Annotated in this window: 22 protein-coding genes; 9 read left to right on the top strand and 13 right to left on the bottom strand. The window is 64.5% G+C overall.

Going from position 1 to position 19,724, the window contains the following annotated elements; genetic code table 11:
• Positions 1 to 6: 6 nt before the first annotated feature.
• From AAFN55_RS19905 to AAFN55_RS19935, 7 genes are all read right to left on the bottom strand, one after another.
• A complete protein-coding gene (locus AAFN55_RS19905; RefSeq protein ID WP_347800713.1) occupies positions 7 to 741 on the bottom strand; it encodes an ABC transporter ATP-binding protein in 735 nt (244 codons plus the stop codon).
• Positions 738 to 1,769: an ATP-binding cassette domain-containing protein gene (locus tag AAFN55_RS19910; RefSeq protein WP_347800714.1), complete on the bottom strand. Its 1,032-nt coding sequence runs from the start codon at positions 1,767 to 1,769 to the stop codon at positions 738 to 740. The genes AAFN55_RS19905 and AAFN55_RS19910 overlap by 4 nt, the downstream gene beginning before the upstream one ends.
• Positions 1,769 to 3,151, bottom strand: a complete 1,383-nt coding sequence (gene livM, locus AAFN55_RS19915) for a high-affinity branched-chain amino acid ABC transporter permease LivM (protein WP_347800715.1) — start codon at positions 3,149 to 3,151, stop codon at positions 1,769 to 1,771. The genes AAFN55_RS19910 and livM overlap by 1 nt, the downstream gene beginning before the upstream one ends.
• Positions 3,151 to 4,080: a branched-chain amino acid ABC transporter permease LivH gene (locus AAFN55_RS19920; RefSeq protein WP_347800716.1), complete on the bottom strand. Its 930-nt coding sequence runs from the start codon at positions 4,078 to 4,080 to the stop codon at positions 3,151 to 3,153. The genes livM and AAFN55_RS19920 overlap by 1 nt, the downstream gene beginning before the upstream one ends.
• Before the next feature lie 328 nt (positions 4,081 to 4,408).
• Entirely contained in the window at positions 4,409 to 5,410 is a 1,002-nt protein-coding gene (locus AAFN55_RS19925; RefSeq protein WP_347800717.1) for a 4-hydroxyproline epimerase, read from the bottom strand.
• Between the two features lie 4 nt (positions 5,411 to 5,414).
• Positions 5,415 to 6,662 (bottom strand): FAD-binding oxidoreductase, encoded by a 1,248-nt coding sequence (locus AAFN55_RS19930; protein ID WP_347800718.1) that lies wholly within the window; start codon positions 6,660 to 6,662, stop codon positions 5,415 to 5,417.
• A gap of 30 nt (positions 6,663 to 6,692) precedes the next feature.
• A complete protein-coding gene (locus tag AAFN55_RS19935; RefSeq protein ID WP_347800719.1) occupies positions 6,693 to 7,586 on the bottom strand; it encodes a dihydrodipicolinate synthase family protein in 894 nt (297 codons plus the stop codon).
• Positions 7,587 to 7,671: 85 nt separating this feature from the next.
• On the opposite strand from AAFN55_RS19935, the gene AAFN55_RS19940 reads away from it, so the two are divergent.
• A complete protein-coding gene (locus tag AAFN55_RS19940; protein ID WP_347800720.1) occupies positions 7,672 to 8,346 on the top strand; it encodes a GntR family transcriptional regulator in 675 nt (224 codons plus the stop codon).
• An 8-nt stretch (positions 8,347 to 8,354) separates the two neighbouring features.
• Here the strand turns inward: AAFN55_RS19940 and AAFN55_RS19945 are convergent, their stop codons facing one another.
• The gene (locus AAFN55_RS19945; RefSeq protein WP_347800721.1) at positions 8,355 to 8,741 is read right to left on the bottom strand and encodes a hypothetical protein; all 387 of its coding nucleotides are present in this window, start codon (positions 8,739 to 8,741) and stop codon (positions 8,355 to 8,357) included.
• Positions 8,742 to 8,970: 229 nt separating this feature from the next.
• Complete coding sequence (locus AAFN55_RS19950) at positions 8,971 to 10,467, bottom strand: CoA-acylating methylmalonate-semialdehyde dehydrogenase (RefSeq protein ID WP_347800722.1); 1,497 nt, start codon at positions 10,465 to 10,467, stop codon at positions 8,971 to 8,973.
• A 165-nt stretch (positions 10,468 to 10,632) separates the two neighbouring features.
• Here AAFN55_RS19950 and AAFN55_RS19955 point away from each other — a divergent pair, with 165 nt between their 5' ends.
• The 8 genes from AAFN55_RS19955 (at position 10,633) to AAFN55_RS19990 (ending at position 16,687) form a co-directional block, all read left to right on the top strand.
• On the top strand, positions 10,633 to 11,514 hold the full coding sequence (locus AAFN55_RS19955) for a LysR family transcriptional regulator (protein WP_347800723.1): 882 nt from the start codon (positions 10,633 to 10,635) through the stop codon (positions 11,512 to 11,514).
• A gap of 71 nt (positions 11,515 to 11,585) precedes the next feature.
• Entirely contained in the window at positions 11,586 to 11,933 is a 348-nt protein-coding gene (locus AAFN55_RS19960; RefSeq protein ID WP_347800724.1) for a RidA family protein, read from the top strand.
• A gap of 418 nt (positions 11,934 to 12,351) precedes the next feature.
• Positions 12,352 to 12,648: an STAS domain-containing protein gene (locus AAFN55_RS19965; protein WP_347800725.1), complete on the top strand. Its 297-nt coding sequence runs from the start codon at positions 12,352 to 12,354 to the stop codon at positions 12,646 to 12,648.
• A 2-nt stretch (positions 12,649 to 12,650) separates the two neighbouring features.
• Entirely contained in the window at positions 12,651 to 13,016 is a 366-nt protein-coding gene (locus AAFN55_RS19970) for a response regulator (RefSeq protein WP_347800726.1), read from the top strand.
• Between the two features lie 20 nt (positions 13,017 to 13,036).
• A complete protein-coding gene (locus AAFN55_RS19975) occupies positions 13,037 to 15,283 on the top strand; it encodes a chemotaxis protein CheA (RefSeq protein WP_347800727.1) in 2,247 nt (748 codons plus the stop codon).
• A complete protein-coding gene (locus AAFN55_RS19980; RefSeq protein ID WP_347800728.1) occupies positions 15,280 to 15,756 on the top strand; it encodes a chemotaxis protein CheW in 477 nt (158 codons plus the stop codon). The genes AAFN55_RS19975 and AAFN55_RS19980 overlap by 4 nt, the downstream gene beginning before the upstream one ends.
• A 142-nt stretch (positions 15,757 to 15,898) precedes the next feature.
• Entirely contained in the window at positions 15,899 to 16,288 is a 390-nt protein-coding gene (locus tag AAFN55_RS19985; protein ID WP_347800729.1) for a response regulator, read from the top strand.
• 12 nt (positions 16,289 to 16,300) lie between these two features.
• Positions 16,301 to 16,687 (top strand): hypothetical protein, encoded by a 387-nt coding sequence (locus AAFN55_RS19990; RefSeq protein ID WP_347800730.1) that lies wholly within the window; start codon positions 16,301 to 16,303, stop codon positions 16,685 to 16,687.
• An 84-nt stretch (positions 16,688 to 16,771) separates the two neighbouring features.
• On the opposite strand, the gene AAFN55_RS19995 is transcribed toward AAFN55_RS19990, so the two are convergent.
• The 4 genes from AAFN55_RS19995 to AAFN55_RS20010 are packed head-to-tail and all read right to left on the bottom strand — an operon-like array spanning position 16,772 to position 19,720.
• Complete coding sequence (locus AAFN55_RS19995; protein WP_347800731.1) at positions 16,772 to 17,332, bottom strand: chemotaxis protein CheD; 561 nt, start codon at positions 17,330 to 17,332, stop codon at positions 16,772 to 16,774.
• Entirely contained in the window at positions 17,329 to 18,375 is a 1,047-nt protein-coding gene (locus tag AAFN55_RS20000; RefSeq protein WP_347800732.1) for a chemotaxis response regulator protein-glutamate methylesterase, read from the bottom strand. The genes AAFN55_RS19995 and AAFN55_RS20000 overlap by 4 nt, the downstream gene beginning before the upstream one ends.
• Positions 18,372 to 19,259, bottom strand: a complete 888-nt coding sequence (locus AAFN55_RS20005) for a protein-glutamate O-methyltransferase (RefSeq protein WP_347800733.1) — start codon at positions 19,257 to 19,259, stop codon at positions 18,372 to 18,374. The genes AAFN55_RS20000 and AAFN55_RS20005 overlap by 4 nt, the downstream gene beginning before the upstream one ends.
• Positions 19,256 to 19,720: a chemotaxis protein CheW gene (locus AAFN55_RS20010; protein WP_347800734.1), complete on the bottom strand. Its 465-nt coding sequence runs from the start codon at positions 19,718 to 19,720 to the stop codon at positions 19,256 to 19,258. The genes AAFN55_RS20005 and AAFN55_RS20010 overlap by 4 nt, the downstream gene beginning before the upstream one ends.
• Positions 19,721 to 19,724: the final 4 nt, after the last annotated feature.

Raw genomic sequence — 19,724 nt, forward strand, 5'->3', positions numbered from 1 at the left:
CGTTTCCTAGTGCCCGCCGCCTTCGAGATAGGCCGCGCGCACCTCCTCGCGTTTCAGCAACTCCGCCCCGGTGCCGCTCATCGTGATGTTGCCGTTGACCATGACATAGCCGCGATGGGCGAGCTTGAGCGCGTGGAACGCGTTCTGCTCGACGAGGAACACGGTCAGCCCCTCGGTCCGGTTGAGCTCCTTGATGACCTCGAAGATTTGCTTGACGATCAGCGGCGCGAGGCCGAGCGAGGGCTCGTCCAGAAGCAGGAGCTTGGGCCGGCTCATCAGTGCGCGCGCGATGGCCAGCATCTGCTGCTCGCCACCCGAAAGCGTGCCGCCGCGCTGGCCTGCCCGCTCCTTGAGGCGCGGGAACAGCTCATAGATGCGCTTCAGATCGCCATCGAAATGCTCCGCCGAAACCAGTTGCGCGCCCATCTGAAGGTTTTCCAGAACGGTCATGCGCGGAAAGATGCGACGGCCTTCAGGTGACTGCGCAATGCCGAGCCGCATGATCTCGTGGGTGGGCATCATGGTGATGTCCTGGCCCTCGTAGATGATCGAGCCGGTACGCGCCTGCGGATTGCCGCAGATCGTCATCATCAGCGTCGACTTGCCCGCGCCGTTGGCGCCGATCAGCGTGACGATCTCGCCGCGCCTGACGTCCATGTCGACGCCGCGCAGCGCGACGATCTTGCCGTAATAGGTTTCCACGCCGCGCACGCTGAGCATGGGTTCGCCAGCGCCGGTCATGGCTTGTCTCCCTTCACGACGGCATTCGGGTCGATGCCGGCTGCCGCCGCCGCATCCTCGCCAAGCGCCTCGACGACCAGCGACGCGACTTCCGGCTTGGCGGCGATCTCCTCGTCATCGACGCCGAGATAGGCCGCGATGACGCTCGGATCCGAGCGGACGAAGGCGGCGTCGCCGTCGGAAATCTTTACGCCGTAGTCCAGCACCACGATGTGGTCGGAGATTTCCATGACCACGCCCATGTCATGTTCAATGAGAAGCACCGAGGTCTGGTGCTCGCGCCTGATGAATTTCAGGAGATCGTTCAGTTCCGCCGATTCGCGCGGGTTCAGGCCGGCGGCCGGCTCGTCGAGACAGAGAAGCTGGGGGCTGGTGCACATCGCTCGCGCGATCTCCAGCCGCCGCTGCGCGCCGTAGGGCAGGTCGGCTGCGGGATCGTCGGCGCGGTCGATCAAATTCACCTTTTCGAGCCAGTAGACGGCACGATCGATCGATTCACGTTCCGCCCGCCGGAAGCCCGGAATGCCGAGAATGCCGCCGATCGTGAAGGCGGACGCCTTCATCAGCGCGTTGTGCTGCGCGACGAGAAGGTTTTCCAGAAGCGTCATGCCGCCGAAAAGGCGGATGTTCTGGAACGTCCGCGCCACGCGCGCATGCTGCGATATCTCGAAATCGGGCATGCGCTCGAGCAGGAACACCGCATTGTCGCCGGTGCGCTGGGATTTCAGGCCCGACGCGGTCACCGTGTCGACCGCCTCCTGCTGCCGCCCCGGCCCATGGCGCATCACGATGCGGCCCTCGGTCGGCTTGTAGAAGCCCGTCACGCAGTTGAAGACCGTCGTCTTGCCCGCGCCGTTCGGCCCGATCAGCGCCGTGATCTCGCCGTGCCCGACATTGAAGGACAGGTCGTTGATCGCCACCAGTCCGCCGAAGCGCATGGTGAGATGCTCGACGGTCAGGATCGGATCGCGATCCCAGCTCTTTTCCGCGCCCGCTTCCGCAGGCGTCATGCTTACCGCAGCGGACATCAGTGCCCCTCGCCCTGTGCGACCATGTCGGCCCCGATCTTCTTGCGCGTCTTGAGAACGGCGGTGGCCTCTCGTGTCGAGATCAGACCGCGCGGTCTCCAGATCATGATGCCCACCATGGCGAGCCCGAAGATGATCATCCGGTACTGCGTAGGATCGAAGCCGGAGCCGAAGATCGCCTGCAGGAAGCCCAGATTGCGCAGCATCTCGATGCCGCCGATCATCACCACGGAGGCGATGACGACGCCGACCTGCGAGCCCAGCCCGCCGAGAACGACGATGGCGAGGATGATCGCGGATTCGAGGAAGGTGAAACTCTCCGGCGAGATGAAGCCCTGCCGCGTGGCGAAGAACGATCCCGCGAAACCGCCGAACATGGCGCCGATCGCAAATGCAGTCAGCTTGGTGTTCGTGGTGTTGATGCCGAGCGATCGGCACGCGATTTCGTCTTCACGCAAGGCTTCCCAGGCGCGGCCGACCGGCAGGCGACGCAGCCTGATCGTGACGATGTTGGTGATGAGCGCCAGCAGGAAGATGATGTAATAAAGATAGATGAAGCGGTGGATGGAGTTGAACTCGATTCCGAAGAAATCGGCGAAGCCGCCTTCCCCACGCGAAAATTCCAGGCCGAAGAATGTCGGCTTGGGAATGCCGGAAATGCCGTTCGGACCGCCCGTGAAATCGTACCAGTTGAGAAGGACGACGCGGATGATCTCGCCGAACGCCAGCGTCACGATCGCCAGATAGTCGCCCCTCAGGCGCAGCACCGGAAAGCCGAGGATCAGCCCCCAGAAGGCGGCGAGGAGCCCTGCGAGCGGCAGCGCGGTCCAGAAGCCGATGAACTCGAAATGGGTCGAGAGCAGCGCGAAGGAATACGCGCCGACCGCGTAGAACGCGACGTAGCCGAGATCGAGCAGGCCCGCCAGGCCGACCACGATGTTCAGCCCCCAGCCGAGCATCACATAGGTCATGATCAGGATCGCCAGATCGATGTACTGACGCTGCTGACCCGGAAAGAGCTGCATGATGATGAAGGGCAGGAACAGCGCCGCCACGAAGAGGATGCGTCCGACCCACCATCCGAGCGTCGGCGCCTTGTCGCCGGCCCGCGAGAAGAACCCGCCCAGCGCGGCCGTGGCCGGGCTCTTGGTCCTGAATACGAAGAGATTGAGCAGAAGGCGCCCGGCGAAGACGATCGCGATCGCCGTGAACCAAAGGCCCCACCGCGTCGAGAGCGCCAGTCCTCCGGGTGCGATGTCCGTCCGCAGCGCGAGGAAGAAGAAACCCAGCACCGCGACGAGCGCGGCCGCGATGGCCGCATCCTTGACGGATGCCTGGAAGGAATTCGGGTCGGCCCGCTCGGTGGTCATGGTCTGGGCCATCACACCTTCTCCACTTCGGGTCTACCGAGGAGCCCGGAGGGCAGGAAGATCAGCACGATGGCAAGGATGGAAAACGCCGCCACGTCCTTGTACTCGACGCTGAAATAGCCCGACCAGAACACCTCGATCAGCCCGATCAGGAGGCCGCCGAGCATCGCGCCCGGAAGCGAGCCGATGCCGCCGAGGACTGCCGCGGTGAAGGCTTTGATGCCTGCCAGGAAGCCGATGTAGAAATCGATGACGCCGTAGAGCAGCAGGAACATCAGGCCCGCGACCGAAGCGAGCGCCGCGCCCATCACGAAGGTGAGCGAGATCGTGCGATCGACGTTGACGCCGAGCAGCGAAGCCATCTTGCGATCCTGCTCGCAGGCCCGCTGTGCCCGCCCGAGCGAGGTCTTGGTGATGATGAGCGTGAACAGCGCCATCAGCACCACCGTGGTCACGATGATGATCATCTGCATGTAGGACAGTTGCACGACGATGCGGCCGGCTTCCGTCGAGCCCTCCATCACCGTGATGCCGCCCTGGATTTGCGGCGGCAGCGGCTTGACGCGCGCGCCCTGCGTGATCTGGACGAAGTTCTGCAGCACGATCGACATGCCGATCGCGGTGATCAGCGGCGCAAGCCGGAACGAGCCGCGCAAGGGTCTGTAGGCGATGCGCTCGACCGTCCAGCCCCACGCTGCGGTGAACAGCATCGCGATGATCAGGACGATCAGCAGCACGACCGGCAGGAAAGCAAATCCAAGCACGCTCGTGAGAATGAGAAAGGTGGCCAGCGCGATGAACGAGCTGATCATGAAGATGTCGCCATGGGCGAAGTTGATCATCCCGATGATCCCATAGACCATCGTGTAACCGATCGCGATCAGCCCATAGATGGACCCTAGCGTCAGCCCGTTTATAAGCTGCTGAACGAAGTATTCCATAGTCTCGATGGCTCCCCGAGGATGTCGCCGGAAGACGCATCCCTTTTCTTTGGTCCCCTAGTGGTAGTCCGACGACGGTGGATTGCAACGTCTAAATTCGGCTGCGGCAGCACTTGCTGTCGCATCGAACCGACGCCCCCGATGGTTGCTACCAGCCGCTTGGACCAAGACGGAAGCTAGCACTGGCACAGCGCAATGTCCTTGCTTCCGGCACTGGATTCTCCTGTCTTTCACGCAATTTCCTTGCGTTTGTCCGCATCTTTTTGGCGTATTCCCCTGAAATCCTGCCCTGGATAACGCGTCGATTCCATGCTTTCGCCGCAATCGCCTACAGTACCGAGAAGCCGTGCGCGAACGGATCCCGATCGTCGATGAAGATCGTGTTCAGCCCGGTCATGCGCGCCCATCCGCCGATGGAAGGAACCATCGCCGGCCGCTCTCCCACGCTGGTTTCGCCCTCCACCTTGCCCTTGAAGAGCGAGCCGATGATCGATTCGTGCACGAAGGTGTCGCCGGCCTTGAGCCTGCCCTTCGCGTGAAGCTGCGCCATCCGCGCCGACGTGCCGGTCCCGCAGGGCGAACGGTCGATCGCCTTGTCGCCGTAGAACACGGCGTTGCGCGCATCCGCACCCTCCACAGTCGGCACGCCGGTCCACAGGATATGGCTCAATCGGCTGATGGAAGGATCCAGCGGGTGCTCGAATGAATAAAGCTGGTTGAGCCGTTCGCGCAGCACGGGGCTCCAGGCGATCAGGTCGCCAGCCGAGTGATCGGCCATGTCCCGGTAGTTTTCCTGTTGCTCGACGATCGCGTAGAAATTGCCGCCATAGGCGACGTCCACCTTTAAGGGGCCGAGATCGGGGCACTCGACCTCGAGCCCTTCGGCATAAAGGAAGGACGGGACGTTGGTGATCCGGACCTCCTCGACATACTGCCCCTCCTGGCGATATTCGGCGATCACGAGGCCGGCGGGCGTGTCGAGCCGCAGCGTGCCGGGCGTCTTGGGTGTCACCAGCCCATGCTCGATCGCCATCGTCACCGTGCCGATCGTGCCATGCCCGCACATCGGCAGGCAGCCGGACGTCTCGATGAACAGGATGCCGATGTCGCAATCGTCGCGCGTCGGCGGATAGAGGATCGAGCCGGACATCACGTCGTGACCGCGCGGCTCGAACATCAGGCCTTTGCGGATCCAGTCATATTCGGCGAGAAAGTGCGCCCTGCGCTCCATCATCGTCGCGCCGTCGAGAATGGGCCCGCCGCCGGCAACGAGGCGTACCGGGTTTCCGCAGGTGTGGCCGTCGATGCAGAAGAACGAATGTCGTGCCATGAAATCAGAACCGTTGCGCGGAAAAGGGAGACAGATCGATGGGCGCGGCCTGCCCGAGCACGAGATCACGCACCAGACGGCCGGTGGCGGCCGATTGCGTGAGACCGAGATGGCCGTGGCCGAAAGCGTAGACGATATCGCGAGAGGCTGTCGAGCAGCCGATCACGGGCAGTGAATCAGGCAGCGACGGGCGGTAGCCCATCCATTCACGACCGCCCTCGGTCCTGAGCCCCGGCAGAAAGCTGGCGGCCTTTTGGAGCATTGCGCGGGCACGGCGATAATCCGGCGCGCGCTCCAACCCTGCAAGCTCGACCGCGCCGCCCACGCGCAACCCGGTTTCGAGCGGCGTGATGACGAAGCCGTGCCCGGAGAAGATGAGCTGGCGCCGCACGTCGAACGCATCCGCGGGAAGCGTCGTGTTGTAGCCGCGCTCGGTCTCCAACGGGATGCGATCGCCCATCATCGCCGTCAGCCGATGCGACCAGGCGCCGGCCGCGACGACGAGCTTGCGGCACGCAACCTCCTCGCCATCCGTGAAGCGAATGCGCGCGCCGCCGCGGCTGTCCGCGTCGATCCGCTCGACCGTGCGCTTTTCGAAGATCGCGCCGCCGCGTTGCGCATGCGCGAAGACGGCCTTGCCAAGGATTTGAGGATCCGAGACCGTCTTCCAGCCGGGAACGAAGGTACCTTTCACGAAACGCGGCGACAGGCCCGGCTGGAGGGCGGCCAGTTCATCACCCGCGACATGACGGAATTCGATGCCGAAGCGCTCCCGCTCGCCCCAGCCGGCCAGCGAGGCCTCGAACTCACTTTCGCTCTCATAAAGCTCGAGCGAGCCGTCCTCGCGCAGCATGGCCCGCGTGCCGGAGCGATCGAGCAGCGCCATCCACTCGCTTTCGGCAAGCCGCATCAAGGAGACCTGGGCGGCGAGGCTCGCCTCGCGATGCCGGGAACTGCCCGCCCGCCAGAAACGCCACAGCCAGGGAAGAAGCTGCGGCAGATAGGCGGGCGGTATCGAGAGCGGCCCTAGTGGGTCGGACAGCCATCGCGGCAGGTTTCGCACCATGCCCTTTTGCGCCAAAGGAAGAACATCCGAGAAGGCGAACGCAGCCGCGTTTCCGGCGCTGGTTTCGTCACAAATGCCGGTCCGGTCGAAAACCGTGACCTGCCTGCCCGCATCCGACAGCGCAGCCGCGACCGCGCAGCCGATAATGCCCGCTCCTATAACGGCACTATCGATCGTGTGTGTCATGCCGCTCACCGCCTTCGCTGACGGACCGGATCAGAATGACGGCAGATTCGGCCGTACCGCCAGCGCATCGGTGATCACTTTCTCCACCGCCACCCGACGCTCGCCCGAGAGCGGCATGCGCGGCATGCGAACCCGCTCATTGGTGCCGAGCGCGTGAACTTCGGCAAGCTTGATGTTCTGGACCAGATAGGTCGAGACGTCGAGGTCGAGCAACGGGCGGAACCAGCGATAGATGGCAAGCGCTTCGTCGCGGCGACCCTGCTTCATGAGCTGGTAGATCGCGACCGTCTCGCGCGGGAAGGCGGTGACCAGCCCCGCCACCCAACCGATGGCGCCGATCGACAACGCCTCATAGGCGAGATTGTCGACGCCGGTGAAGAGATCGAACCGGTCGCCGAATGCGTTGATGATCTCGGTCGAGCGGCGGATGTCGTCGGACGATTCCTTGACCGCGACGAACCTTTTGTCGGCGGCGAGTTCTTCCATGATCGGGATCGTCACGTCGACGCGATAGGCCAGACGGTTGGAGTAGATCATGATCGGCAGGTCGCCGGCCTCCGCGACCGCCTTGAGCGTCGCGACGGTCTCGGCGGGATTGGTGTGGTAGATCGGGCTCGGCACGACCATCAGGCCGTCGGCTCCGGCCTTCGCCGCCTGCCTGGCAAGCGCGCAGGCATCGCGCGTCGCCGCTTCGTTCACCGTCAGCAGAACCGGCTTGCCAGCCGCGGCGGACTGCGCCGTCTTGAGAATGGCGAGCTTCTCGTCGGCATGCAGCATCGGTCCTTCGCCCAGCGAGCCGCAGACGATGAGGCCATCGCAGCCGGCATCCATCTGGATACCGAAGCAGCGCTCCATTTCCGCATGATCGAGCGTGTCAGACTCGGTGAATTTCGTTGTAACCGCCGGGATTACGCCTGCCCACATGACTGATCTCCATCTGATATATCAGTGATATATCTCCGCCACGAGGGCCTGTCAATGCGATTCTGACTCTGATATATCAACGCGCATGACCGATACAGCGACCCAAGTGCAGATCATTGAAACCCCGCAGGAGGGCGCGGCGGTGCGTGCTCACAGGGTGCTGGAACGGATGATCGTGACACTGGAACTCGCGCCCTCCAGCATCACGACGGAGGGTGCGCTGATCGAGCGGCTGGCTGTCGGCCGGACGCCGGTAAGAGAAGCGATCCAGCGGCTTGCCTGGGACGGCCTGCTCGAAGTGCGCCCGCGCTCCGGCCTCGCGATCGCGCCGCTTCGCGCTGCGGACTGGACCCTGGTCGTGGAAGCGCGGCGTGGCGTGGAAGCCGTACTCGCGCGCTCGGCGGCGCGCCACGCGTCGGCGGATGCGCGCGCAAGTCTGCACTCCGCCGCTCACGCGATGAGCAAGGCCGTCGAGGCGCGCGACACGATCGCGTTTCTGGAGGCCGACAAATTGCTGGACGAGGTGATAGCCGCCGCTTCGGACAATGAGTATGCGGTGCGCGTCGCTGCACCGCTCCAGACGCACAGCCGGCGCTTCTGGTATCGCTACCAGGCCGATTCAGGCCTGGCCCAGTCGGCGGAGCATCATGTCGGGCTGATCAAGGCTATTCTGGACGGAAACGAACATCGTGCCGCGAGCGAAGCACATCGCCTGATGGCGATGCTGTCACAACTCGCGCATCAGGCAGGCCGGCGTTAGCTAATCGCTCACGCATCCACGCCACGAACGAGCGACGTGCTCTCGAAACCCTCGCCGGCCGAGACGATGCAGCTCGTGCCGTCGGTTCCGGTCGCCAGGATCGTCCAGCTACCGCCGTCGGACACGAAGATTTCGACCACGGCATTGCCGTCGACCTGTCCGACAGCCATCGGGGTTTCCTTGAACTGCTGCGAAAGTTCGCTCACCACCTGATCGCGCACGCCGCACATCGACATGGGCAGCATGTTCGCCGCGAGAGCAGGCGTATCCTGCACGGGGGTTACCGCCTGCGCCTGCGGAAGTGTGACCTCGGAATTTGTCGCCGAGGCGATCGGGGAAGCTGACAGGACCGCGTAAGCGGTGAACGCGGAGATCAGAATCAAACTGCGTGCCATGGCACTCTCTCCTTGATCCGAACCGGCTGTATTTCGAGTTAGAGCAGGATCGGCTTTCGCTTCGTCAAAACCCGCGCCGGATGCGTGGGCCGTTGCGAAACCAAGGAAAAACAAGCCCTCCACGTTCCATCACGTTTTCTTTACGGACTGGAAAGGAACTTGTTCGGAAACGAAAAAGGGCGCCCGAAGACGCCCATTCAATTCGCGTTTTGTATTTGTGCCGGAGCCGCTAATTCATCGTCGGTATGACGAACTCAGCGCCGTCCTTGATGCCGGACGGCCAGCGCGAGGTGACCGTCTTGGTCTTGGTGTAGAAGCGAAAGGCATCCGCGCCGTGCTGGTTCAGATCGCCGAAGGACGACGCCTTCCAGCCACCGAACGTGTAGTAGGCGATCGGCACCGGGATCGGCACGTTGATGCCGACCATGCCGACCTGGACGCGGGATGCGAAATCGCGCGCCGCGTCGCCATCGCGCGTGAAGATCGCGACGCCATTGCCCATCTCGTGTTCGTTGGCGAAGGTGATCGCCTTTTCGTAGGTGTCGGCGCGCACGACCGAAAGCACCGGCCCGAAGATTTCTTCCTTGTAGATGCGCATGTCGGCGGTCACGTCGTCGAACAGGCAGCCGCCCATATAGTAGCCGTTTTCATAGCCCTGCAGGCTGAACTCGCGGCCGTCCACCACCAGCTTCGCGCCTTCCGCGACGCCGGTATCGACATAGCCCTTCACGCGCTCCAGCGCTTCCTTGGTCACGAGCGGGCCGAAATCAGCCGAATTGTCGGTGGACGGGCCGACCTTGAGGCTCTCGACGCGCGGGGCCAGCTTTTCGATCAGCCGATCGGCGGTTTCCTTGCCCACGGGCACCGCGACCGAGATCGCCATGCAGCGTTCGCCGGCCGAACCATAGCCGGCGCCGATCAGCGCATCGACGGTCTGGTCCATGTCGGCGTCCGGCATGATGATCGCGTGGTTCTTCGCGCCGCCGAAGCACTGCGCGCGCTTTCCGTTCGCCGTGGCGCGCGAGTAGATGTACTGCGCGATTGGCGTCGATCCGACGAACCCGACAGCCTTGATGTCCGGATCGTCGAGGATCGCGTCGACCACTTCCTTGTCGCCATTGACGACGTTCAGCACGCCGGCAGGCAGGCCCGCTTCGAGGAACAGTTCGGCGATGCGGATCGGCACGGACGGATCGCGCTCGGACGGCTTGAGGATGAACGCATTGCCGCATGCGATCGCAGGCGCGATCTTCCACAACGGGATCATGGCCGGGAAGTTGAACGGCGTGATGCCGGCAACCACGCCGAGCGGCTGGCGCATCGAGTAGACGTCGATGCCGGGACCGGCGCCGTCGGTGAACTCGCCCTTCATCAGATGCGGCGCGCCGATGCACACTTCGACGACTTCAAGACCACGCTGGATATCGCCCTTGGCGTCGGCAATGGTCTTGCCGTGCTCGCGGGCCAGCGTCTCGGCCAACTCGTCGTATTCGTTCTGAACGAGATCGAGAAATTTCATCAAAACGCGCACGCGCCGCTGCGGATTGGTCGCCGCCCAGCCGATCTGCGCGGCCTTGGCGTTTTCGACAGCCGCGCGCAGTTCCTCTTTGGAGGCGAGCGCGACGGTGCCCCGCACCGATCCGTCCATGGGCTGCATGACGTTCTGCGTGCGGCCGCTCGTGCCGGCGACCTTCTTGCCGCCGATGAAATGTCCGATCTCGAGCATGAATTTTCTCCCTGAATTTGCGGCCATTGTCCCGCTTTAGGGACGCGAATGCAACGCGAGCAAATCCGCAACCGTTGTGCATGAATTGCTGCACTTGCATCTCCGCTCATGATTTGGTGCAATGCGAAATGGCCGTCCTCAGCGGACCGGCCCGGAGCTGATGACATGAACTGGGACGACGTTCGCATTTTCCTCGCGGTGGCGCGCGCAGGCCAGATCCTTGGCGCGGCGCGGCGTCTGGAGCTCAACCATGCGACGGTGTCGCGCCGTATCGCAGCACTTGAGAAGGCACTTGGCGCAAAACTCTTTCGCCGGCTAACGACGGGCTCGGAACTGACCGCGGAGGGCGATCGCTTCGTCACCGTGGCGGAGCGCATCGAGGCCGACATGATCGCCGCGCGGGCGGATATCGCCGGCGAAAGCGACGAAGTCTCCGGCGTGGTGCGCATCGGCGCGCCGGACGGTTTCGGCGTCGCGTTCCTGGCGCCGCGGCTGGGTGCGCTGGCCGAGCGCCATCCCGGCCTGGCGATCCAGCTTGTGCCGGTCCCCCGCTCGTTTTCGCTGTCCAGAAGAGAGGCCGACATCGCGATCACGGTCGAACGCCCGACCGAGGGGCGGCTCGTAGCCGGCAAGCTGGTCGACTACACGCTCGGCCTCTTCGCGTCGCGCGCCTATGCCGACAGGAACGGCCTTCCCGAGACGGCGGCCGATCTGGTTGGCCACCGGCTCGTCGGCTACGTACCCGATCTGCTGATCAGCCCGTCGCTGGACTACGGCCCCGAGATCATGCCTGGCTGGCAGGCGGATTTCGCGGTCTCTTCCGCGCTCGGCCAGGTCGAGGCGGTCCGTTCGGGGGCCGGCATCGGCATCCTCCACACCTTCATCGCGCGCGTCCACGACGATCTGGTGCCGGTTCCCGTCGTTGCGCCGATCCGGCGCGGCTACTGGCTGGTCTACCACGAAACCGTTCGCCCCCTGCGCCGCGTGCAGGCGGTTTCGGCCTTCATCGCCGAAATTGTCGAAGCGGAACGCGAGCGTTTCGTCTGAACGCCTTGCCGGTCGACGGATGAGCCAATAGAACTCGCGCGGAAGCAGCAACGACAAGGAAAAGGAACGTCATGGACATCATCCGCCACGAGACCGGCAAGCGCATGAGCCAGTCGAACATCTACAACGGCATCGTCTATCTGGCCGGACAGGTCGGCGAGGGTACGACCGTCAAGGAGCAGACGCAGTCCATCCTGGCCGAGATCGACCGCCTGCTGGCGCTGTCGGGTTCGTCCAAGGCGCGCATCCTGTCCGCGCAGATCTGGCTTTCGGACATGGCCGATTTCGCCGAGATGAACGAGGCGTGGGACGCCTGGGTCGATCCTGCCAACACGCCGGCACGTGCGACCGGAGAGGCAAAGCTCGCCGCTCCGAAGTATCGCGTCGAGATCATCGTGGTCGCCGCGCAGAACGCCTGATCGCCATTCGGGCGGCGCTCATGAGCGCCGCCCGATCTCTGTCGTGGCACGCGGAAAGCGCGCCACGCTTCCGTTGCGTGAGATGAGCCCTCCGTAACACGCGACCCCCTGTTAATCGTCATGAAACCAATGCTCCGCTATGCAGGCGTCGGGGCTTGGTGGACATTGACCAAAGGCATGATGCCGCGCTCCTGATCCGGCCGAGACCGGAATGCCATTCATCGTCGATGCATCGCCACGCGACAGCGTGGCTCAGGTTTCCTGATGGCGTTTCTGCGTCTTTCGACCACCCTTTTTGGACTGCGCTGGAAGCAGCCGGCAGCCTTCGCCATTCGCGATCGCGGGTCCATGACGAGGGCAGATCGCAGCCCTGCCACCTCCATGCATCCGACCGCACAGCATTTCGGGGATTAGGGGCATGGGGAAAGCCGCGACTGCGAGGATCAGGCTTCCGGAACATCTGGACATCAAGGCGGCCGGGCCTCTTGCGCTCGAGCTGACAGCCGCGCGCGGACAGGACGTCGTTCTCGACGCATCCGGGATCGAGCGCGTCGGCGGACAGTGCCTGCAGGTGCTCATCTCGGCCGCCGCCACATGGACCGTCGACGGCGCGGAACTCGCGATCGACACGCCCTCGCCTGCCTTTGTCGACGCGATCCGGATTGCCGGCCTCGACCTCACACATTTTTCGGCTCATCCGATGGGAAGGCACTGACCATGTCCAAGACGATCCTCACCGTCGATGATTCCCGCACCATTCGCGAAATGCTCAAGGCCGCCCTTCTGGATGCCGGCATGGAGGTGTTTCAGGCGGAAGACGGCGTGCACGGGCTCGAAGTCCTCGAAGGCTGCACGCCCGACGTCATCATCACCGACATCAACATGCCGCGCATGGACGGCTTCGGCTTCATCGAGGCCGTGCGCGGCAGCGACAAGCACCGCGCCATCCCGATCCTCGTGCTGACCACGGAAAGCGTGGACGAGAAGAAGGACCGCGCGCGCCGCGCGGGCGCGAGCGGCTGGATCATCAAGCCGTTCGACCCGGTCAAGCTCGTCAACGCCATCAACCGCGTCGCTGCCTGAGCCCACGAGGAGACGATCCCATGGACACGATGGCAGCCATCAAGCAGACCTTCTTCCAGGAATGCGAAGAACAGCTCGCGGAGCTTGAGCAGGGCTTGATGACCATCGAGCGCGAGGAAGGCGACGTCGAGACGATCAACGCCGTGTTCCGCGCCGTGCATTCCATCAAGGGTGGGGCCGGCGCGTTCGGGCTGGACGATCTCGTGCGTTTCGCCCACACCTTCGAGACCACGCTGGACGGCATGCGCAGCGGCAAGCTCGACGCGACGCCGCAGATCGTGAGACTGATGCTCCGGTCCGCCGACATCCTTGCCGATCTCGTCCGCATCTCGCGCGACGGCGGCGAGCCCGATCAGGCCCGCGTCGCGCAGATGAGCGACGAGCTCTCGCGCGCCGGCGGCGCACATGCCGCGCCGGTGCCGGAGGCCATGCCGCAGCCGCTCATCGGTGACGGCTTCGAGGCCGATGAGTTCGGCTTTGCGCCGACCCCGGTCGCGTTCGATTTCGGCGCAGACGCGGACAGTGAGCCGGCAGACACGGGCGTCGACGAATTCGGCTTCGCGCCTGTGGCGATCTCGTTCGACACGCTCGTCGGCGACGTGGAAGAGGCCGGCCAGACCTACGACATCGTCTTCAAGCCCGCTCCCGGCCTCTATGCGAAGGCCAACGACGCGCTTCGGCTTTTGCGGGAGCTTGGGCGGCTGGGCGACATGACCGTCACCTGCGAGACCGACACGGTTCCGCTCCTCTCCGAACTCGACCCGGAAGGCGCCTACCTCACCTGGAAGATCGAGCTGAAGACCGATGCCGCGGAAACAGCGGTGCGCGAGATCTTCGAGTTCGTCGAGTTCGATTGCGAATTGTCGATCGCCCGCCGCCTGAATCTCGACGGCACCGCCGATGTTGTTGCGCAGCCGATGGAAGACCTCGTCCCCGCCGACGAGCCGGTCGAGGTCCTCGCGCCGATCGCACCGGTCACCGTCGCCGAAATCGCACCGCCGGCCGAGCGGACATCGCCCGCCGCCGCCAGTCAGCCGGTCCAGGCCGCCACCGCGCAGCAACCCACGATCCGCGTCGATCTCGACCGCGTCGACCGCCTGATCGACCTCGTCGGCGAACTCGTCATCAACCAGTCGATGCTGGCCCAGCGCGTGACCGAGGCGGGCATCGCCCGGCTCTCCGACGTCGCGGTCGGCCTTGACGATCTCGAGAACCTGACGCGCGAGATTCAGGATTCGGTGATGGCGATCCGCGCGCAGCCGGTGCGCCCGATCTTCCAGCGCATGTCGCGCGTGGTTCGCGAAGTCGCCGACATGACCGGCAAGTCCGTCCGTCTCGTGACCGAAGGCGAGAATTGCGAGGTCGACAAGACCGTCATCGAGCGTCTTGCCGATCCGCTCACCCACATGATCCGCAACGCGATCGATCACGGGCTGGAATCGCCGGAAAAGCGCGTGGCGGCCGGCAAGCCGGAGCAAGGCGTCGTGCGCATGATCGCGGCCCACCGGTCGGGCCGCGTCGTCATCGAAGTGTCGGACGACGGCGCCGGCATCAATCGCGCCAAGGTGCGCGAGATCGCCATCGGCAAGGGCCTGATCGAAGAGAACCTCCAGCTCACCGATTCCGAGATCGATGATCTGATCTTCGCGCCCGGCTTCTCCACGGCATCAACCATTTCGGACGTCTCGGGGCGCGGTGTGGGCATGGACGTCGTCCGCCGCTCCATCCAGGCGCTCGGCGGCCGCATCACCATCACATCGCGCCCAGGCAAGGGCACGACCTTCACGCTGAGCCTGCCGCTGACGCTTGCGGTGCTCGACGGCATGGTGGTGACGGTCGCGGGCCAGACGCTGGTCGTCCCGTTGTCCGCGATCGTCGAGACCCTTCAGCCGAAGGCGAGCGAGGTGCATTCGCTGGGCGAAAGCGCGCGCGTGATCGCGATCCGCGGCTCCTTCATTCCGCTCATCGATGTCGGCAGCGTCCTTGGCTATCGCAGCGACGAGGCGCAGCCCACGCACAGCGTCGCGGTTCTGGTGGAGACGGAAAACCAGTCGCAATGCGCACTGATGGTCGACGGGATCATCGGCCAGCAGCAGGTCGTCATCAAGAGCCTCGAGGCCAATTACGGCCACGTCTTCGGCGTCGCCGCCGCCACCATCCTCGGCGACGGCCGCGTGGCGGTCATTCTGGACGTCGATGCAATCGTGGCGGGCTCGCGCTCAGAGGCCGCGCGCGCGGACGCAATTCGCAAGAGGAATGCAGCATGATGCAGATCAGGGAACAGGACGCCGCTACAGCCAGCGAGCTGATCGCGTTTCGCCTCGGCGAGCAGGAATTCTGCGTCGACATCATGTCGGTGCGCGACATCCGCGGCTGGACGCCGACGACGCCGCTGCCGCACGCGTCGGACTATGTGAAGGGCGTGATTAACCTGCGCGGCGCGGTGCTGCCCGTGGTCGATCTGGCCGCCCGGCTTGGGTTTCGGCCGGCCGAACCCAGCGCCCGCCACGTGATCATCATCACGCAGGTCGGCACCCAGACGATCGGACTTCTGGTCGACGCGGTCTCCGACATCCTGACCGTGAATTCCGGCTCGATCCAGCCGACGCCGAACGTCGCGTCGGAACTCGCCCGCGTCTTCATGAAGGGCGTGATTGCAATGGAAGGCCGCATGATCAGCCTCATCGCGCTCGACAGCGTGCTGATGAACGACCACGCGGCACAGGGACTGCCGAACTGAGACCGGACTGCACAGGGACGCACGCGAACACGGATCGAGGGAACCGGGTCACGCGGCACGCAACAACAAGCAGAGCGCAGATTGCTCATCTGGAACAGGCCGCGCGAAGCGCCCGGACCAGTCGCAACAAGGGTACTGAACCATGTCACTTCTAGCCCAACTGAGGATTCTCGTTGTCGATGACACGACGACAAGCCGCCTGCTCCTTCGCGATGCGCTCGAGACGCTCGGATTCCGCAACATTCAGGTTGCGCCCGACGGCGAACAGGCGATGAAGATGATGATGACGACGCCGTCGCACCTCATCATCTCGGACATGAACATGCCGAAGATGAACGGGCTGCAATTGCTGCACGCGATCCGCACCTACAAGCCGACCTCGCGCACGCCTTTCATGATCCTCACCGGCAGCCCCGACCGCGCCGTGCTGGACGAAGGCCGCAAGCTCGGCCTCAACAACTATCTGACGAAGCCGTTCAACCCGGACCAATTGCGACGCGCCCTCGAAGCGATCGTCGGCAAGCTGCACTAGGGCCAGGACCGCATGAGCCTCCCGCATCGGCACGACCAGGACACCCGCGCAGAGCCGATCACGGATGTGCTTGCCCGCATCCAGGTCGAGCTTGAAGACATCGCGCGCCGCATCGACCACAACCAGGCGGCGATCGCGAAGACGACATGGGCGACGGGCGCGGCTGACCGTGACTATGTCAAGGCGATGCAGGATGCCGATCTGAGCGCGCAGCGTATCGCCGGCATCGCGGATTTCCTGCGCGCCATACGCGGTGCCTCGCTTCCCGGTTGGCGCGTCGACACGAGCGCAGCGACCGGCGCCCTCAAGCTCACCGAACTCGCCCGCGCGATCGGCTCCACCACCGAAGCGATCGAGCGCAAGGACGAAGCGGCCGCCGGCAACGTCGATCTGTTCTAGATCATTTCAGGTTTTCGCGAAAACCAGAAACGGTCCGGAATTTTCGACAATCCGAAAAACGGCCGCCGCATCTGCGCGCGATGGTCAGAACAGCTCGACCGCGCCGTCGCTCTCGGGTGGCGCGACCGGGCGAATGCGCCGCTCGGCATCGAACACCTGCAAGTTCTCGCGTTCCATCAGCGACTGGCGCGCACGCCCGGAGACCGGCCAGAACTGGATCTTGCGGCCATGCTCTCCGCGAAGGCTGCCGCCGACATGGCGGATGCCCTCGGCAGCCAGAAACCCTTCGGCGAAATCGGCGTTCTGACGTCCGATGTCGGTCAGTCCGTCGATCAGGCGGGCACCGCCGAAGAGCTTGCATTCGAGACGCTCGCGGCGCGCGCCGCGACTGAGCAAAGCGTTGACCAGCAGCTCCATCGCATGGACGGCGTGACGCTGCGCCTGCGTATCGAAGTTTTGCGAGCGCCCGCCGGGAAGCAGAAAATGGTTCATGCCGCCGATGCCGGCGAGCGGGTCGCGCATGCAGGCGGCGACGCAGCTTCCCAGAAGCGTGATCAGCACCGTCTCGGCATCGTCGGTAACGTGCTGCTCGCCCTGAACCACATGAATGCGATGGCCCAGGCGATCGGCGAGGCTGCCTCTCATCGTGCCGCCTCCGCCGCGTAGGCGGCATTGCACTGGCTGATGATGTCCGGGCCGATACGCTCGAGCGGCAGTTGCCGGGCAACCGCGCCGATCTCGAAGGCGACTTTCGGCATGCCGTAGACGACCGAGGTGGATTCGTTCTGCCCGATCGTCAGAGCGCCGGCCTGCCGCAGCGCAAGCAGGCCCTGCGCGCCGTCGCGGCCCATGCCCGTCAGGATGACCCCGACCGAAGCTTTGCCGGCTGTCTTCGCGAGCGACTGGAAGAGGACGTCGACCGACGGGCGATGTCCGTTCACTGTCGGCTCGGCAACGAGCCTGCAACGGCTTTGCGTCGTGCCGACTACCTGAAGGTGGCAGTCTCCGCCGGGCGCGAGGTAGATCTGCCCCGCTTCGAGCGCGGCTCCGTCAGTCGCTTCGGACACATGCGCGGCGCAGGTGCGATTGAGCCGTTCCGCGAAGCTCTTGGTGAACGTGCCGGGCATGTGCTGCGTGATGACGGTCGGCGGGCAGTTCGCCGGAAAGGCCGACAGCACCGTCAGCAATGCCTCGACACCACCCGTCGAAGACCCGATCGCGACGATGCGCCCGTCTGACCGAAAGACGCCGTCTCCGACGCCTGTCGAAGCGCGGTCGCCCACCGGTCTTACCCGTGAGAGTGCGGCCGCCTTCACCTTGTTCGGCAGGTCGGCAAAGGCGATCTCGGCCGGGACGCCGGCCATCGGCTTGCCGATGCAATCGAACGCGCCAAGTTCGAGCGCCGCAAGGCTCACATCGGCGCCGTTCTGCGTCAGCGTCGACACCATGATGACCGGCATCGGGCGCAGCCGCATGATTTTCTCGAGGAAGCTCAGCCCGTTCATGTTGGGCATCTCGACGTCGAGCGTGATGACGTCGGGATTGAGCTGCTTGATCGCTTCGCGTGCTTCCAGCGGATCGCCGGCCTGGCCGATGACCGTGATCTCAGGGTCGCGGCGCAGCACCGCGGAGATCAGGCTGCGCATCGTGGGGCTGTCGTCGACGACGAGAACCTTCACCTGACTCATGCAGAGGCGTCCTTCAGACGATAGGTCGTCAGCCCGTCGGTTTCGAAGCGCTTCATTTCGGTAACGCGTTCCGAATGACCCACATAGAGACGCCCGCCCGGATTCAGCAGCGGCGCAAACCGCGTCCAGATGCGCGCCTGCGTCGGTTCGTCGAAATAGATCACCACGTTGCGGCAGAAGATGGCGTCGAACGTGCCCTTCATCGGCCAGTGGCCCATCAAATTGAGCTCGCGGAAGGACACCATGCGCCGCATCTCGTCTCCGGCACCCCAGGCCTCGCGGTCACCGTCCTTGACGCGCACCATCCAGCGGTCGCGCAGGGCGGCAGGCACCGGCTGCACGGCCTCGTCGGAGTAGACTGCCGCGCGCCCGGTCCGGATCACGTTCGGATCGATGTCGGTCGCCAGGATGCGAATGTCATGGTCGGCCGCGTCCGGCATCATGCCGAGGATCGTCAGCGCGATGGAGTAAGGCTCCTGCCCCGTCGAGCAACCGGCGGACCAGAAGCGCACGCGGCCGCGCGCGCGCGCCAGCGTCATCAGCTCGGGCAGGACGTTCGACTTCAGATGTTCGAAATGGTGCGGTTCGCGAAAGTAGCGCGTCACATTGGTGGTGAGCGCCGCGAGCATGTTCTGGCGTTCGCTGACGCCGTCGGTGCCGGCCACGAACCGGCAGTAATCGCGAAAGCTCTCGAGCCCCAGCGCCCGCAACCGCTTTGCAAGCCTGGAATAGACGAGCGACGCCTTGCTTTCCTGCAACGCGATGCCGGCGTCGTCGTACAGCATCCGCGCGATCGACACGAAGTCGTCATTGGTGAACGTGAACTCGCCCTCGACAAGCGTCTTCTTACGATCGTTGGCGGGCGACCGGGCGGCGGTGCTCATGCGGCTTCCGCCTCTCGCCCGGGCAGGATGTGGTCGAGACCGACAAGCCCCATCATGCGCCCGTCCACCGCGAGGATGCCGCGGATGAAGGCTTTGACCGTATCGCTCGCCACCGCCGGAGTCGGCTGGATCATGTCTTCGGTGACGCTCAGTATGTCGCACACCGCATCCACGAGAAGGCCCGCTTCCTGATCGCCGGAGCGCACGACGATGATGACGTGGCGCGCTTCGGGCTCGGTGAAGCCGAAGCCGAGCCTGGCGCTCAGGTCGATGATCGGCAGCACGGTCCCGCGCAGATTGATCACGCCGCGCACGAAGGACTGGGCGTGCGGCAGCGGGGTGGCGGGCGCCCAGCCGCGGATTTCGCGCACGGACATGACGTCGATGCAGAATTCCTGCTCCCCCACCTTGAAGGCGATCAGTTCCTGTTGGCGGCCGGTGGAAGCGGTGGCTGTGCTCATGATG

The organism is Mesorhizobium sp. CAU 1732, from assembly GCF_039888675.1.
Lineage (GTDB): Bacteria > Pseudomonadota > Alphaproteobacteria > Rhizobiales > Rhizobiaceae > Aerobium.

What these genes read in the sequence shown, in the direction of transcription:
- AAFN55_RS19930 (WP_347800718.1), bottom strand. Translation starts at nt 6,662, where the DNA reads ATGACACACACGATCGATAGTGCCGTTATAGGAGCGGGCATTATCGGC.
- AAFN55_RS19945 (WP_347800721.1), bottom strand. Translation starts at nt 8,741, where the DNA reads ATGGCACGCAGTTTGATTCTGATCTCCGCGTTCACCGCTTACGCGGTC.
- AAFN55_RS19910 (WP_347800714.1), bottom strand. Translation starts at nt 1,769, where the DNA reads ATGTCCGCTGCGGTAAGCATGACGCCTGCGGAAGCGGGCGCGGAAAAG.
- AAFN55_RS19975 (WP_347800727.1), top strand. Translation starts at nt 13,037, where the DNA reads ATGGACACGATGGCAGCCATCAAGCAGACCTTCTTCCAGGAATGCGAA.
- AAFN55_RS19960 (WP_347800724.1), top strand. Translation starts at nt 11,586, where the DNA reads ATGGACATCATCCGCCACGAGACCGGCAAGCGCATGAGCCAGTCGAAC.
- AAFN55_RS19965 (WP_347800725.1), top strand. Translation starts at nt 12,352, where the DNA reads ATGGGGAAAGCCGCGACTGCGAGGATCAGGCTTCCGGAACATCTGGAC.
- AAFN55_RS20005 (WP_347800733.1), bottom strand. Translation starts at nt 19,259, where the DNA reads ATGAGCACCGCCGCCCGGTCGCCCGCCAACGATCGTAAGAAGACGCTT.
- AAFN55_RS19995 (WP_347800731.1), bottom strand. Translation starts at nt 17,332, where the DNA reads ATGAGAGGCAGCCTCGCCGATCGCCTGGGCCATCGCATTCATGTGGTT.
- AAFN55_RS19990 (WP_347800730.1), top strand. Translation starts at nt 16,301, where the DNA reads ATGAGCCTCCCGCATCGGCACGACCAGGACACCCGCGCAGAGCCGATC.
- AAFN55_RS19980 (WP_347800728.1), top strand. Translation starts at nt 15,280, where the DNA reads ATGATGCAGATCAGGGAACAGGACGCCGCTACAGCCAGCGAGCTGATC.
- AAFN55_RS19925 (WP_347800717.1), bottom strand. Translation starts at nt 5,410, where the DNA reads ATGGCACGACATTCGTTCTTCTGCATCGACGGCCACACCTGCGGAAAC.
- AAFN55_RS19955 (WP_347800723.1), top strand. Translation starts at nt 10,633, where the DNA reads ATGAACTGGGACGACGTTCGCATTTTCCTCGCGGTGGCGCGCGCAGGC.
- AAFN55_RS19935 (WP_347800719.1), bottom strand. Translation starts at nt 7,586, where the DNA reads ATGTGGGCAGGCGTAATCCCGGCGGTTACAACGAAATTCACCGAGTCT.
- AAFN55_RS19950 (WP_347800722.1), bottom strand. Translation starts at nt 10,467, where the DNA reads ATGCTCGAGATCGGACATTTCATCGGCGGCAAGAAGGTCGCCGGCACG.
- AAFN55_RS19905 (WP_347800713.1), bottom strand. Translation starts at nt 741, where the DNA reads ATGACCGGCGCTGGCGAACCCATGCTCAGCGTGCGCGGCGTGGAAACC.
- AAFN55_RS19985 (WP_347800729.1), top strand. Translation starts at nt 15,899, where the DNA reads ATGTCACTTCTAGCCCAACTGAGGATTCTCGTTGTCGATGACACGACG.
- AAFN55_RS20000 (WP_347800732.1), bottom strand. Translation starts at nt 18,375, where the DNA reads ATGAGTCAGGTGAAGGTTCTCGTCGTCGACGACAGCCCCACGATGCGC.
- AAFN55_RS19920 (WP_347800716.1), bottom strand. Translation starts at nt 4,080, where the DNA reads ATGGAATACTTCGTTCAGCAGCTTATAAACGGGCTGACGCTAGGGTCC.
- AAFN55_RS19940 (WP_347800720.1), top strand. Translation starts at nt 7,672, where the DNA reads ATGACCGATACAGCGACCCAAGTGCAGATCATTGAAACCCCGCAGGAG.
- AAFN55_RS20010 (WP_347800734.1), bottom strand. Translation starts at nt 19,720, where the DNA reads ATGAGCACAGCCACCGCTTCCACCGGCCGCCAACAGGAACTGATCGCC.
- livM (WP_347800715.1), bottom strand. Translation starts at nt 3,151, where the DNA reads ATGGCCCAGACCATGACCACCGAGCGGGCCGACCCGAATTCCTTCCAG.
- AAFN55_RS19970 (WP_347800726.1), top strand. Translation starts at nt 12,651, where the DNA reads ATGTCCAAGACGATCCTCACCGTCGATGATTCCCGCACCATTCGCGAA.